This is a genomic window from Amycolatopsis sp. NPDC059235 (genome assembly GCF_042754125.1).
In the GTDB taxonomy this organism is placed as follows: domain Bacteria; phylum Actinomycetota; class Actinomycetes; order Mycobacteriales; family Pseudonocardiaceae; genus Amycolatopsis; species Amycolatopsis albidoflava.
In genome coordinates, this window is sequence record NZ_JBHZAG010000041.1 from 64165 (window position 1) to 77978 (window position 13814).

General features: G+C 67.7%; 11 protein-coding genes. 4 read left to right on the forward strand and 7 right to left on the reverse strand.

The features are described 5' to 3' along the window. Nucleotides 1–27: 27 nt before the first annotated feature. The 7 genes from ACFXI3_RS25285 to ACFXI3_RS25315 are packed head-to-tail and all read right to left on the reverse strand — an operon-like array spanning nucleotide 28 to nucleotide 10282. Nucleotides 28–1854, reverse strand: coding sequence for an exo-alpha-sialidase (locus ACFXI3_RS25285; protein ID WP_378402624.1), 1827 nt, complete (start codon nucleotides 1852–1854; stop codon nucleotides 28–30). Beyond that, entirely contained in the window at nucleotides 1851–3857 is a 2007-nt protein-coding gene (locus tag ACFXI3_RS25290; RefSeq protein ID WP_378402626.1) for a beta-galactosidase, read from the reverse strand. The genes ACFXI3_RS25285 and ACFXI3_RS25290 overlap by 4 nt, the downstream gene beginning before the upstream one ends. After that, nucleotides 3857–4786, reverse strand: coding sequence for a dihydrodipicolinate synthase family protein (locus ACFXI3_RS25295; protein WP_344281422.1), 930 nt, complete (start codon nucleotides 4784–4786; stop codon nucleotides 3857–3859). Before ACFXI3_RS25295 ends, ACFXI3_RS25290 begins: the two co-directional genes overlap by 1 nt. Then, nucleotides 4783–5742 (reverse strand): oligopeptide/dipeptide ABC transporter ATP-binding protein, encoded by a 960-nt coding sequence (locus ACFXI3_RS25300; RefSeq protein WP_378402629.1) that lies wholly within the window; start codon nucleotides 5740–5742, stop codon nucleotides 4783–4785. Before ACFXI3_RS25300 ends, ACFXI3_RS25295 begins: the two co-directional genes overlap by 4 nt. Beyond that, a complete protein-coding gene (locus ACFXI3_RS25305) occupies nucleotides 5739–7700 on the reverse strand; it encodes a dipeptide/oligopeptide/nickel ABC transporter permease/ATP-binding protein (protein WP_378402641.1) in 1962 nt (653 codons plus the stop codon). The genes ACFXI3_RS25300 and ACFXI3_RS25305 overlap by 4 nt, the downstream gene beginning before the upstream one ends. Beyond that, nucleotides 7700–8659, reverse strand: a complete 960-nt coding sequence (locus ACFXI3_RS25310; protein ID WP_344281428.1) for an ABC transporter permease — start codon at nucleotides 8657–8659, stop codon at nucleotides 7700–7702. Before ACFXI3_RS25310 ends, ACFXI3_RS25305 begins: the two co-directional genes overlap by 1 nt. 15 nt (nucleotides 8660–8674) lie before the next feature. Further along, a complete protein-coding gene (locus tag ACFXI3_RS25315) occupies nucleotides 8675–10282 on the reverse strand; it encodes an ABC transporter substrate-binding protein (protein ID WP_378402631.1) in 1608 nt (535 codons plus the stop codon). A gap of 214 nt (nucleotides 10283–10496) precedes the next feature. Between ACFXI3_RS25315 and ACFXI3_RS25320 the strand changes: the two genes are divergently transcribed. The 4 genes from ACFXI3_RS25320 (at nucleotide 10497) to ACFXI3_RS25335 (ending at nucleotide 13697) form a co-directional block, all read left to right on the forward strand. Next, nucleotides 10497–11228 carry a FadR/GntR family transcriptional regulator gene (locus ACFXI3_RS25320; RefSeq protein WP_043833627.1) on the forward strand — a complete coding sequence of 244 codons (732 nt, stop codon included), beginning with the start codon at nucleotides 10497–10499 and terminating at the stop codon, nucleotides 11226–11228. Nucleotides 11229–11246: 18 nt separating this feature from the next. Next, complete coding sequence (locus ACFXI3_RS25325) at nucleotides 11247–11786, forward strand: GNAT family N-acetyltransferase (protein ID WP_378402633.1); 540 nt, start codon at nucleotides 11247–11249, stop codon at nucleotides 11784–11786. A gap of 94 nt (nucleotides 11787–11880) precedes the next feature. Further along, complete coding sequence (locus ACFXI3_RS25330; protein WP_378402635.1) at nucleotides 11881–12612, forward strand: sugar phosphate isomerase/epimerase family protein; 732 nt, start codon at nucleotides 11881–11883, stop codon at nucleotides 12610–12612. Beyond that, nucleotides 12609–13697 carry a Gfo/Idh/MocA family protein gene (locus ACFXI3_RS25335; RefSeq protein WP_378402637.1) on the forward strand — a complete coding sequence of 363 codons (1089 nt, stop codon included), beginning with the start codon at nucleotides 12609–12611 and terminating at the stop codon, nucleotides 13695–13697. Before ACFXI3_RS25330 ends, ACFXI3_RS25335 begins: the two co-directional genes overlap by 4 nt. The last annotated feature ends 117 nt before the right edge of the window (nucleotides 13698–13814 follow it).

The following is a 13814-nucleotide window of genomic DNA, read 5'->3' on the forward strand; positions in this document are numbered from 1 at the left end:
GGCGACCGCCCGGCTTCAGCGGGTGCGTTACCGGTCGAAGGGAAGTTCCATGACCGCTCCCGATACCGGCTTCCCGGCGCGGACAGTGGTCAGTTCCGCAGTGGACAGAGCGCGACGGTAGAGGCGCGCGTCGTCCAGCGCGCCGGTCAGGTGCTGCATGCCGTCCAGCCGTTCGCCGAGCCACAGCTGGAACGAGACGGTCTGGGTGACCGAACCGGGGGAGTCCGGACCGGACGCCGCCATCGCGCCGTCGACCAGGATGCGGAGTTGGCCGCCCGATCGCTGGAGCGCCACGTGGTGCCACTTCTGATCGTCGTACGCCGATTGCGTGGTCACCGACTTGCTTCCGGCAGCGGTGGTCATCATCGCGATCAGACGGTGTGCCGCGGGTTCGGCGCGGAGCCACAGCTGCGGCGCGGTCGAGCCCATTCCGCCCAGCCACAGGATGGGTTGCGGGTCCTTTGAAGAACCGTATTTGACCCAAGTGGAGAAGGTGAAATCGCCGGAGCCGACCAATTGCGCTGGCGAGTACGGGACGCGCACGAAGCCGTTCTTCAGCTCCACAGCCTTGCCGAATTTGCCGGCGACAGTGCTGGCATCGCCGAGCACGCGCGCGGGCTGTCCACTTGCGACGTCCGGAGTGGACACTCCGGGCGAGCGCTTCCAGCCGAGGTAGTTCTCGTCGAAGCGGGCGAAGCGGATCTCGTCGCGGGCGTCCACCGCGCCGCCCTCGTACATCAGGCCGATCTTCGCGTTCTTGTCCTGCGGGCCGCTCAGCTGGACCAGGTCGGAGTAGCCCGACCAGTCCGTCGTGATCCGCGTGCCCTGGTCGGCGTTTTCCCAGGTGCGACCGTCGTCATAGGACGAACGGATGGTCATCCAGCGCCGCCGGTCGGTGTCCGCGGGCGAGGCGAACAGGATCCGCTTCCCGCCAGGACGGTCGAGGCGCAGCAGCGAACCCTGAACCATCGGCGTCACGAGGTCGGGAATCGTGGTGAAGCGCTGGGAGAACGTCTCGCCGCCGTCGCGGCTCAGTGCGTAGTCGCGGTTGCCGATATCGGTGCCGCTTTGTTCGCGACCGCCCGCGTAAATGGTGCCGTCCGGCAGTTCGACGACGCTGACTTCCGACGGCTTTTGCGTGAAGGTGCCGCCCACGGGATGCAGGTAGTTGTCGACAGCGCCGACGTGCCAGGTGGAGCCGCCGTCGTCGCTGTAGATGAGACCGGCGTAGTTTTCGACGGAATTGGTGCCGTCACTGCGTTCGGCGTTCACCCCGAAGACGAGCCGTCCCACGTGACGGCCGTGCTGGAGCTGGATGCCGTGCACCGGACCCGAGGCGTACCAGGAGTCCCAAGCCGGCAGCTTCGCTTGCGCGCTGATGTCGACCGGCGTAGACCAGGTGCGGCCGTCGTCGGTGCTGTACTGCGAGTGCGGCGTGCGCGGGCACGGCACGGAGCAGCCCTTGTCGTCGGTGCGGCCCTTGTTGTACGTGGTGATCAGGACGATCCGGCCGGTCTTGGCGTCCACAATGGGCACGGGATTGCCGTGGGTGTCCCCGCCGCCGTAGTTCACCACCTGCAGCGGCGACCAGGTGGTGCCGCCGTCGGTCGAACGCTTCAGCACCAGGTCGATGTCCCCGGTGTCGCCGCAGTTGTCCTTGCGGCCCTCGGCGAAGGCCAGCAGCGTGCCGTGCGTGCTGCGGACGATGGCCGGGATGCGGAAGCAAGCGTAGCCGGTTTCCTGGTGCGGGTTGAAAAGTGCTTTCTGATCGAACTGCGGGGCGGCTTGCGCTGAAGCCGGCGCGAGGAAAGCCAGCAGCACGAACGCCAGCACCACGCGAAGGGCGGTTCTCATCTGGTCTCCGTTCCGAACTGTCCGGAAAGGACGGCCACGCCGTGCGCGGCCAATTCCACTTCGGACGATGGCTGAGCGGGATCGGTGAGCAAATCCGTACCGGGCGAAGGCAGGGAAACAGTGACGGCTTCGGCGTTGTGGTTGAGCAGGAACAGATAGTCGTCCGCACCGTGTCGCACGATCGCCTGGACGCCCTCTGGCAAACCGGGCAGCACGGGCGAAACTCCGGCGTCCGCGGTGATCCGGTCGAAGAGCGTGCGCATGACGTCCGCTTCCGGCCGGGTGCCGAGGTACCACGCGACGCCTGAGCCGAACTCGTGCCGCGTAACTGCGGGCCGACCGGCCAGCGGGCCTTCGGCGAAGGTGGCGACGACGTCCGCGCCCTCGGTTTCGATCCATTCGGACCAGATCGTCGCGCCGACGGTCGTACCGTCGAGGTCCAGCGTCGTGGAACCGCCTTCGGGCAGCGGCCAGAATTCGTCGACGCACAGGCCGAGGATGTCGCGCAGCGGAGCGGGATAGCCGCCGGTGTACACCCGGTCGTTCTCGTCGGCGATACCGGAGAAGAATGACACCACCAGATGCCCGCCACCCTCCACATAGGAGCGGAGATTGGCCGCGACCACACTGTCCATCAGGTACAGATTGGGCACGACGACGAGCTTGTACCCGGAAAGGTCCTTCGCCGGGTGCAGGACGTCGCAGGTCACGTTCGCGTCGAACAGCGGTGCGTAGTGCGCGAGGTGTGTTTCGAGCTGGTCGAGGTCATCCGAGGGATGCGAGTTCAGCTCCAGCGCCCACCAGTTGTTCCAGTCGTGCAGGAAGGCGACGTCGGCCCGCACCCTGGCTCCGGCGAGCTGCTGCATCGTGGCCAGTTCCTGGCCGAGGTCGCGGACACTCTGGAAGGTGCGGGTTTCCGGGCCGCCGTGCGGCACCATCGCGGAGTGGAACTTCTCCGCACCGCCCGAGGTCTGCCGCCACTGGAAGAACAGCACCGCGTCGGCGCCGCGGGCGACCGCCTGCCAGCTGTCCAGCCGCATCGTTCCCGGCGGCTTCGGGCCGTTGCGAGTGCGCCAGTTCACCGCGCTCGGAGCTTGTTCGAGGAGCAGCCACGGTTGACCGTCCTTAAGGGACCGGACGAGGTCGTAGGCGAACGCCGCCTCCACGTGCGAACGCGGATCGTGCGGGTCGGGATAGGAGTCGAGGCTCACCACGTCCTCGTGCGGCACCCACCGGTGCCAGTCGAGCGACTTCTGCACGCGGCCGACGAAGTTCGTCGTCACCGGGACATCAGGGGTGATGCGGGCGAGCACCTCGCGCTCGTTGAGGTAGCAGCCGAGCGACGCGTCGGAGGAGAACCGGTGGAAGTCCAGCTGCTGCGCCGGGTTCGGGAAGGTCGGCGCGACGCGCGGCGGCTGCACCTCGGCGAAATCGGAATACCGCTGCGACCAGAAAGTGGTGCTCCAGGCTTCGTTCAACGCCTCGATGCTGCCGTAGCGCTCGACGAGCCAGCGCCGGAAGTCCACAGCGGACTCATCGCAGTAGCAGGCGCGGATGTGGCAGCCGAATTCGTTGCCGATGTGCCACATTTCCAGCGCCGGATGCGCGGCGTACCGAGTGGCGACCTGTTCCACCAAGCGTGCGGCGTGCTCGCGGAATACCGGGCTGGACGGGCAGAACTGTTGCCGCGCACCGGCGGACAGCCGGGTGCCGTCCGCGCGCACCGGCAGGATTTCCGGATATTGATGCGAAAGCCACGGCGGCGGCGACGCCGTCATAGTGGCGAGACAGGCCCGGACCCCGCCGTCGGCGAGGTTGTCCATCACCGTGTCGAACCAGCCGAAATCGAAGTCTCCGGGTCGCGGTTCGACCTGTGCCCAGGAGAAAATCCCGACAGTCACCATCGAAACCGACGCCTCGGCCATCAGTTTCAGATCTTCCGCCCGCACGTCGGGCGACCAATGCTCGGGGTTGTAATCCCCGCCGTAGTACAGCCGATCCATCAGAGGAGACCCGCTTCCGCTAGCTTTCCCTTGATCTGCAGCAGTTCGTCGTCATTGAGGGGGAGTTGCGGCGGCGCCATCACCGCGTTGTCGATAAATCCGCGCATCTTCATCGACGCCTTGAACGCGCCGAGCGCGGCCGAACCGCGGCCCATCCGGTTCGGCGGCGCCACATCGGTGATGCTGAACAGCGTCAGCAGCCGTTCCTGCTCGCGGCGCGCGGCCTGCGGGTTCCCGCCGCGGAAGTGGTCGTAGATCAGCACATAGCCGACCGGGTCGACGTTCCCGAGCCCCGGCACCGCGCCATCCGCGCCCTGCGCGAGCGCGGCGTCCACGAGCAGTTCGGAGCCGGTGAACACGGCGAAGTGCTCCAGTCCGCGCTCGCGGCGCTGCTGCAGCACCAGCCGGAACCCGGCCTCGTCGCCGCTGGAATCCTTGAGCCCGGCCAAGACGCCGTCCGCGGCCAGGTTCAGCACCATGTCGCGGTCGAGCTTCGTGTGCACGGCCATCGGGATGTCGTAGGCGAAAATCGGCAGCGACGTCCGCTCGTGCAACAGCCGGAAATGCCGGTCGATTTCCGCGACGTGCGTGCGGGTGTAGTACGGCGCGGTCACCACGATCGCGTCCGCGCCGGCCGCTTCGGCGGTCTTGACGTGCTCCGCGACGCGCAGGGTCGTCATGTCGATACAGCCGGCGAGCACCGGGACCCGGCCGGCGACCTGGTCGACCGCGGTTTCGACGGTGATCCGCCGCTGGTCGTCGGGCAGGAAGGCGACCTCGCTGGACGAACCGAGCACGAAGATCCCGTGCACGCCGGCGTCGAGCTGGAATTCGATGTGCCGCCGCAGCGACGCGGTGTCCACGGTGAAGTCGTCGTGGAACGGCGTGCACAGCGGCGGGATGATGCCGGCGAACTTGGGCGCAGTCATGAGGCAGTCACTCCGATTTCTGGGTGGATGCAGCGATAGGTGTGCTCGTCCGGCCCGGACTGCGGTGGCAAGGCCAGTGAGCATTCGTCGGTGGCTTTCGGGCAGCGCGTGTGGAACGGGCAGCCGGGCGGCGGCGCGGTCGCCGACGGCACCGGTCCGCTGAGGACAATCGGCTCCACTGGGTGCAGCAGGCTCGGCGTCGCGGAGAACAGCGCGCGGGTGTACGGGTGGTGCGCGTGGTCCGGCAGTTCGGCGGCCGGGGCCTGTTCGACGATCCGGCCGAGGTACATCGTCACGATGCGGTCGCTCATCCGGCGCACGGTCTGGATGTCGTGCGACACGAACACCATCGCGAGTTCGAGCTGTTCGCGCAGTTCCAGCAACAGGTTCAGGATCTGCGCTCGCACCGAAACGTCCAAAGCGGACGTCGGCTCGTCGGCCACCAGCAACGCCGGCCGCAGCGCGAGCGCGCGGGCGATCGCCACGCGCTGCCGCTGTCCGCCGGACAGCTGAGAAGGCAGCGCATCGGCCACACTGGACGGGAGCCCGACAAGGCTCATCAGCTCCCGGACCCGTTCGGCGCGTTCGCCAACCGTGCCAACCTGATGCACGTCGAGGGGATCGCGGAGGATCTTCGCGACGGGCAGCCGCCGGTTCAGCGCGGTCGACGGATCCTGGAAGATCATCCCGACCGTGCGGCCCAACTCGGCCGGACGCAATGCGGAAAGCGGCTGGCCCGCGTAACGGACCGTACCGGAAGTCGGCTTCTGAAGTCCGACCAGCACTTTGGCCAAAGTGGACTTTCCGCAGCCGGATTCCCCGACCACACCGACGGTTTCGCCTTTCGCGATGGCGAGGGTCGCGTCGGTGAGCGCGTAGACCCGGTCGTGCCCGAACAGACCCGAGCCGCGGATCTTGTGCACCACATGCACGCCGTCGACTTCGACGAGGCTCATGCCGACGCTCCTTCCGCCATCGTCTCCAGGGAGTTCTCGGCGGGGTAGTGGCAAGCCACGAGATGCCCTTCGCCCGCCGGTTCAGGTGCGACCTCGAAGCAGTGCCCGCGAGCGGCGGGGCACCGGCTCGCGAACCGGCAACCGGGCGGGAAGTCCGCCGGGGCGGGGACGACGCCCTTGATCTGGGTGAGCTTCGCTTCGTTCTCCTCCAGCGACAGCACCGCGCTGAGCAGGCCGCGGGTGTAGTGGTGCTGCGGCGCACCGACGACGGCCGCGGTCGCGCCGGTCTCGGCGACCTGCCCGCCGTACATCACCACCACCCGGTCGGCGATGTCGGACACCAGCGCGAGGTCGTGCGACACCAGCACCAGCGCGAAGCCCAGTTCTTCCTGCAGCCGCAGCAAAAGCGCCATGATCTGCGCCTGCACGGTGACGTCGAGCGCCGTCGTCGGCTCGTCCGCGACGATCAGCTTCGGGCTGCGGGACAGCGCCATCGCGATGAGCACGCGCTGCCGCTGCCCGCCGGACAGCTCGTGCGGGTATGCCCGCAGCGTCCGGCCCGGATCGAGGTTGACCAGTTCCAGCAACTCCTCCGGCGTACGGGTGCCGCCGCGCCGGGTGAACTGCTTGAGCTGCGCGCGGATGGTCATCGCCGGGTTCAGCGAGCTGAGCGCGTCCTGGTACACCATCGCCAGGTCGTGCCCGAGATGCCGGCGGCGGACGCTCGGCTTCATGGTGAGCAGGTCGTCGCCCGCGAACCGGATCTCGCCGCTGAGCCGCGCGGCGTCCGGCTGCAGTCCCATGATCGACAGCGCGGTGAGCGACTTCCCGCAGCCGGATTCGCCGATCAGCCCCAGCACCTCGCCGGAGCGGACCGAAAAGGACACTCCGTCGACCACGTTCACGCCGTTGTGCCGCTCCGGGAAGGAGATCGCGAGATTCTCCACCGCCAGCACAGTTTCCCGGCCGGACAGATCCCGCGCCTTCGCCGCCAGCCGTTGCCCGGCTTCGCGAAGCCCGCGCAGCGGCAGCACCGCGGCAGTGGCCTCGGGGGCCAGTTCGATCTGCTGTGCCGCTTCGGCCGCCTTCGCGGTGCGAGCCGACGGCGCGGCCCAGGCGTCGGAAATGCCTTCGGAGAGAATGTTCAACGCCAGCACGGTGGCCAGGATCAGCAGACCGGGGAACAGCGTCGCCCACCAGCCGCCGGTCAGCACGAGGTCCTTGCCGTCCGCCAGCACTGAGCCCCACGACGGATCGGGCGGCTGGATCCCCGCGCCGATGAACGACAGCGACGCCTCGAACACGATCGCGTCCGCCACCGTCACCGTGCAGTACACGAGGATCGGCGCGGCGCAGTTGACCGCGACGTGCCGGGCGAGGATGAACAGCCGTTTCGCGCCGATCACGCGCTCGGCCGCGACGTAGTCCTCGCCGTACTGCGCGAGCACGTTCGCCCGCACCACCCGCGCCACCGGAGCCATGTTGAGGAAGCCGATGGCGAGGATCAGCACGAGGATGCCGCGCCCGAACACCGCCACCAGCACCGCGGCGAGCGCGATGCCGGGGAAGGCCATCAGGACGTCGAGGACCCGCATGACCAGGCCGTCGGCCCGGCGGCCGGACGTCGCCGCGAACGACCCGACGACGATGCCCGCGACCAGCGCGAGCAGCGTCGCGCCGAGGCCGATCGCGAGCGACCAGCGGGTGCCCGCGACCAGCCGGGAGAAGATGTCCCGGCCGGACTGGTCGGTGCCGAACCAATGCGCCGCGCTGGGCCCGCCGGTGTCGGTGCTGAGCAGGTCCGGATTGTGCGTGGCCACGACGGTGCCGAGGACCGCGACGAGCCCGAGCACGATCAGCACGGCCAGCGCGATCCAGGAGGACAGGGGGAGCCGCCGGAACCGGATGCCAGGCTGAGAGAGCCGGGCGTTGAGGTTCGGGCGGAGGACTGGGCGCATCACGAGCGGCTCCGCAGACGGGGGTTGGCGACGAGGTAGAGCACGTCGACGATCAGGTTCACGAGCACGAACCCGGCCGCGATGGTGATGACGAAGCCCTGCACCTTGGCGGTGTCGCCGTCCTGCACGGCCTGGATCATGTTCTGCCCCATGCCGGGCAGCGCGAACATCGTCTCGATCACCACCGCGCCGCCGAGCAGGTAGCCGACGCGAAGGCCGAGCACGGTCAGCGGGTTGACCAGGGCGTTGCGCAGCACGTTCCGCCCGACCACCACGACCGGCGGCAGCCCGCCGCCGCGCGCGGTGCGCACGTAGTCCTTGTCGAGTTCCTCGACCATCGACGTGCGGATCACCCGGGTCAGCTGCGCCGCGACCGGCGCGGACAGCGCGATCGCGGGCAGCGTCAGCGAGTTCAGCCAGCCGGAGAACGAATCCGCCGGGCTGACGTATCCGCTGGTGGGGAACAGGCCCTTGCCCACGGCCAGCCACTGCACCAGCAGCAGCGCGATCCAGAACGCCGGCGCGGCGACCCCGGCCAGCGTCACGAACCGGATCAGGTGGTCCGGCCAGCGGCCGCGGAACAGCGCCGAGGTCACGCCGAGCACGACCGAAACGACAAGCGCGAGAGCCAGGCCCAGCAGGGTCAGCTGCAGGGTGAGCGGGAGCGCGGTGGCGATGGTCTGGCCGACCGGCTCCTTGGTGACCACGCTGGTGCCGAAATCGCCTTGCAGCAGATGCCACACGAAGTGCACGTACTGCAGCGGCAACGGGTCGAGCAGGCCGTTCTGCTCACGGAACTGCTGGAGCTGATCGGCGGTGGCGTTGGCTCCGTTGAACGCGGCCATCGCCGGGTCGACCGGCGAGAACCGCATCACGATGAACACGAACAGGATCACGCCGAGCAGCAGCGGGATCAGGGCGAGGATGCGGCCGGCCAGCATCCGCACGACGACTGTCACTTCCGTGCCCTCCCGTCAGACCGGTTTGGCCTGGTTGAGATAGATGCCCGGGTAGCCCTGGGCGCGCACGCCGCTGATCGCCTTCGGGTCCCACGCGGTGCCCATCTGCGTGAAGACGATCGGGTAGATCACCGCCTGCTCGGAAATCTGGTCGAGCAATTGCTTGTACAGCCCGTTCCGCTTCGTTTCGTCGGTTTCCGCGGCGGCCTTGTCCTGCAGTGCCAGCAACGCGGTGGTGTCGTCGCCGCTCCAGCGCGCGTACTTCGTCATGAGCACCGATTGCGCGTCGTAGTAATAGCGGATCAGCAGATCCGGGTCGTTGCCGAACTGCAGCGGGTTGTTCGTGGTGGCCACGACCTGGAAGTCGTCGCCGTTGTCCAGTTTGGAGAACAGCGCCTTGGTGTCCTGGGAGTCCAAAGTGGTCTGCACGCCGATCGCGTCCCAGCCCTCCTTGATCACCTTGACGCAGTCGAGCACCAGCGAGGTGTTCGTTGTGGACAGCGAGATCTTCAGGCCGCTAATCCCGGCTTCGGCGAGCAGTTGCTTCGCCTTCTCGGGGTTGAAGTTGAAGTCTTGCGCCGCGGGCTGCGATCCGGGCAGCTTCGGGTTGATGAACGAGGTGCCCGCGGTACCGGTGCCGCGCAGGCCGATCTCGATCATCTTCTTCTTGTCGATCGCGTAATGCAGCGCCTGGCGGACCCGTTTGTCGGCGAACGGCGAGTGCTTGGTGTTGAAGAGGAGGAACAGGTTGTTGCCGCCGTCGGCGAATTCGACCGTGCGGCCTGCCTTGCGCAGCTGCTCGGCGTTGGCGGGCGGGATGTTCTCCGCGATCTGCGCGTCCGGCTTGGCCCCGGAGATCGCCGCGACCCGCGGCGCGGAATCCACAATGGACTTCCAGAGCATCTTGTCGTACGCGGCCGGGCGCGGGCCGTTGTAGTCGGCGAACTTCTCGAACGAGGTGTGCGACAGCGGGGCCTGCTCGGTGATCTTGTACGGCCCGGAGCCGACGACCTTGCCCGCCGCGGCGGCCTTCCAGTTGTTCTCGAACACGTGCTTGGGCACGATCTTGCAGATCTGGATCCGCTGCAGCGCGTACGGGAACGCGAACTTCAGGCTGAACTCCACCGTCTTCGCGTCGACCTTGGTGACCGACTCCAGCCACTGCGAGAAGAAGCTGTGGATGAGAACGTTTTCCTTCGGATCGAGCACGCGGGCGTAGGTGAACACGACGTCGTCGGCGGTCACCGGCTGTCCGTCGTGCCACTTCGCGCCGTCACGGATTTCGAAGCGCAGCTTGGTGCTCTTGAGGTCCGCCGGCAGCGCCTTGGCCAAGCCGGGGAAGGGTTCCCGGGTGACCGGATCGCCCTCGACGAGCGACTCGTAGCTGTGCAGGATAGCCGCCATCGCGAACGCCGACGCGGTCTGCAGCGGGTCCCAGGTCTGGTTGTTGCCGTACCCGATCACCGCGGTGACGGAACCGGACGAACTGCCGGTTTTGTTGGTCGACGCGGGGCCGCCGCACGCGGCGAGCGTCGACGAAACCGCTGCGGCAGCCCCGGCGAGGCCGGCGTAGCGCAGCAGTGCGCGCCGGTTGAACTGAGTCCCCATGGCGGTTCGGGACATGGCGTCTCCTGACTTGATGCGGTGTTCCACCCAGAAAGCATCGAGAAGTAGGACGTGGGACGTCCTATGACTTGCCGGAACCCTAAGTCCCGTTCCCGCCCCGGTCAAGAGGCTTGTTCCCACCCGCGCGGGTGCAGCGGGGGAAGCCGATCATGACGTAGGATGTCCTCCGATGGCGACGTGCCAGTGCAAGAAAGACATCCGGGAGACACGTGTGGCGCGCCCGCAACGCAGCGAAGAGATCACCAAGCAGATCATCGACCTGATCGTCGACCGGCAGCTGCCGACCGGCGCGCCGATGCCGACCGAGCTGAGCCTCGCCGAGGACATCGGGGTCAGCCGGAATTCGATCCGGGAGGCGGTCAAGGCGCTGCAGGCGCTCGGCATCGTCGAGGTCCGGCACGGGTACGGCACGTTCGTCGGCTCGGCCGGGTCGGAGGCGCTGCAGACGTGGCTGCTCTTCCGCACGCGCAGCCGCGGCAGCACCGACGCCGGGCGGCTGCGCGACCTGCTCGAGGTGCGCGAGATGATCGAAACGGAGCTGACCAGCCGGGTCGCCCGCGACCACCGGCCGGAGCTGATCGGCGAACTGCAGGCGTGCGTCGCCCGGATGCGCCGCAAAGGACCGGACGCGGCGGTGGCCGACCGCGAGTTCCACGACCTGATCTGCGCCGAGGCGGGTTTCGATCTTGCGCGCGAGCTGACCGGATTGTTCTGGGACGTCTACCGGGCCGCGGAAGGCGAAATGGGCGGTCCGGTGTCGTCGGCGCCGGCCACCGCGAAACGGCACCAGGCGATTGTGGACGCGCTCGTGAGCGGGGACGCGGAGGCGGCCGCGCACGCGGTGCACCGGCATTTCGACGAGGTGCGCAAGCGCGCGAAAGCCGGTCGTTACGGCGGCTTCGGCGAGGCCCGGCCCGCGGTATCCGGCTCGGCCGCCAGCTGATTGTGGTTACCTGGAGGAGTGACGACTCCGGAGATCGCTTTCCTGCCGCCGCTCGCTGCCGAGGACACCGCGCTCGTAGCTCTGCTGACTGAGCTGGTGAACACCGTCTACGCCAAGGCTGAAGCCGGGTTGTGGGCCGGTTCGGCCGATCGGACGAATGCCGCGGAGATGGCCGGGCTGGTCCGCGCGGGCGAGATCGCGGTCGCCCGGCTCGGCGGGGACGTGGTGGGTTCGGTCCGGATCCAGCGGCTGACGGAGGATTTGGGGGAGTTCGGTCTGCTCGCTGCCTCGCCGGAGGTGCGCGGCGCGGGGATCGGGCGGGAGCTCGTGCGGTTCGCGGAGGACCACTGGCGGGCCGCCGGGTGTACGCGGATGCAGCTTGAGCTGCTGGTGCCGCGCGAGTGGACGCATCCGTCGAAGGAGTTTCTCGCGCAGTGGTACACCCGGCTCGGGTACCGGGTGGTGGAGACGTCGACCATTGACGGGCCGCATCCGGAGCTGGCTCCGCTGCTGGCCACTCCGTGCGATTTTTTGATCTGGCACAAGGATCTCGGCTGATACTGGTCCCGGAATTCCGTCATGTTTTGTCCTGGTGTCAATTCTGACCAGGTGGTAGAAATTGGCGAAAGCCCCTCTATCGCTGGGAGTTGGCATGGGCGGACCTTCGGTGCAGCTGTACTCGGTGCGCGACGCGTTCGCGGCTGATCCGGACGAGACGTTGCGGCGGTTGGCCGCGATCGGGTTCCGCCGGGTGGAGCCGTACGGGGTGGTGGAGAACGTCGCGGCGCTGCGGGCCGGGTTGGCGGCGCATGGGTTGAGTGCGCCTACCGCGCATGCCGCGTTGGTCGGGAAGGATCTGGACGCGGTGTTCGCGGCGGCCCGGGAATTGGGGATCGGGGTGGTGATCGAACCGTTGGTCCCTGCTTCTCAGTGGGGGAGTCCGGCGGATATCGCTGATACTGCCGCGGCGCTCAATGCCGCGGCTGAGGTCGCGGCGGGGTATGGCGTTCGGGTGGGTTATCACAACCATTGGTGGGAACTGGAATCGCGGATCGACGGGCGCAGCGCGTTGGAGGTTTTCGCTGAGCGGCTTTCTCCGGAGGTTGTGCTGGAGGTCGACGCTTACTGGGCTACTGCGGGCGGGGAGGACGCGGCCGCGTTGCTGCGGCGGCTGGGGGAGCGGGTGTGCGCGATTCATGTGAAGGACGGGTCGCTGGCTGTCGACGCTTCTGGGCAGGTGCCCGCGGGGCAGGGGCGGGTGCCTCTGGGGGAGGTGCTTGCTGCGGCTCCGGAGGCGTTGCGGGTCGTGGAGTTCGATCAGCATGAGGATGTTTTCGGGGGTATCGCCGAGAGTTTCGCTTATCTCGCTGAGGTGGGGAAGTGACTGTCGGGGTCGGGGTTGTCGGAGCTGGGTTTATCAGTGATACCTATCTGGAGAATTTGACCGCGTTTCCGGATCTTCGAGTAGTGGCGGTTGCTGATCTCGATGTGGAGCGGGCTTCGGCGCAGGCTGCGAAATACGGGGTTCCTCGTGGCGGGTCGGTGGCGGATCTTCTTGCGTCGCCGGAGGTTGAGATCGTCGTGAATTTGACTGTGCCTGCGGTGCATGTCGAGGTCAGTCTCGCGGCGGTGGAGGCCGGGAAGCACGTGTGGACGGAGAAGCCGATCGGGCTGGATCGGCAGACTGTGCGGAAGCTTCTTGACCGGGCGCGGGAAAAGGGGGTGCGGGTGGCTGGGGCGCCGGACACCGTGCTTGGTGCTGGGCACCAGACTGCGTTTCGTGCGCTCGAATCCGGTCGGATCGGTACGCCTTTGACCGCGTTGGCGTTGTTTCAGACGCCGGGGCCGGAGAGTTGGCATCCTGCGCCGGAGTTCCTGTACCAGGCGGGTGGCGGGCCGTTGCTGGATATCGGGCCTTATTACTTGACCCAGCTGGTTCAGGTGTTCGGGTCCGTGCGGAAGGTGACGGGGGTTGGCGGGCGGGTGCGGGAGACCCGGGTGATCGGGTCTGGGCCTCGGGCCGGGACTGAGTTTCCGGTTGCTGTGCCTACTTCGGTGAGTGCGTTGGTGGAGTTTGTGCGCGGCGGTAGTGCGCAGGTTGTGCTGACGTTCGATTCCGCGTTGCGGCGTACGGGGTTTGTCGAGGTGACCGGGTCGCTGGGGACTGCGGTTTTGCCGGATCCCAATCGGTTCGACGGTTCTGCTGTGGTGCATGTGGGCGGGGGGTCGGAGGAAGTGGGTGCGGTGGGGCATTCGGGTTCTCGGGGTACTGGGGTTCTTGATTTGGCCCGGTCTGTCCGCGCGGGGGTGCCGGAGAGGGCTTCTGGGGAGTTGGCTTATCACGTGTTGGACGTGATGGTGGCGGTTGAGGAGTCCATGGCTCGTGGGGTGGGGGTGGAGGTGGTCAGTCGGGTGGAGGTGGCTCAGGCGTTGCCCGTTGAGTGGGATCCGTACGTGCGGACGTTGTAGGGCGGCTCGTCGCCTGGCGGCGACATTGCGCTCGGTGGGGGCCACCACCCCGAAGTTTTATTGTGCTGACGGTTCGGGGGTGCTTGTCAAGGCGGGAAATGTTGCGTTGGAAGCACC

What these genes read in the sequence shown, in the direction of transcription:
- ACFXI3_RS25290 (WP_378402626.1), bottom strand. Translation starts at nt 3,857, where the DNA reads ATGGATCGGCTGTACTACGGCGGGGATTACAACCCCGAGCATTGGTCG.
- ACFXI3_RS25305 (WP_378402641.1), bottom strand. Translation starts at nt 7,700, where the DNA reads ATGCGCCCAGTCCTCCGCCCGAACCTCAACGCCCGGCTCTCTCAGCCT.
- ACFXI3_RS25330 (WP_378402635.1), top strand. Translation starts at nt 11,881, where the DNA reads ATGGGCGGACCTTCGGTGCAGCTGTACTCGGTGCGCGACGCGTTCGCG.
- ACFXI3_RS25315 (WP_378402631.1), bottom strand. Translation starts at nt 10,282, where the DNA reads ATGTCCCGAACCGCCATGGGGACTCAGTTCAACCGGCGCGCACTGCTG.
- ACFXI3_RS25285 (WP_378402624.1), bottom strand. Translation starts at nt 1,854, where the DNA reads ATGAGAACCGCCCTTCGCGTGGTGCTGGCGTTCGTGCTGCTGGCTTTC.
- ACFXI3_RS25295 (WP_344281422.1), bottom strand. Translation starts at nt 4,786, where the DNA reads ATGACTGCGCCCAAGTTCGCCGGCATCATCCCGCCGCTGTGCACGCCG.
- ACFXI3_RS25300 (WP_378402629.1), bottom strand. Translation starts at nt 5,742, where the DNA reads ATGAGCCTCGTCGAAGTCGACGGCGTGCATGTGGTGCACAAGATCCGC.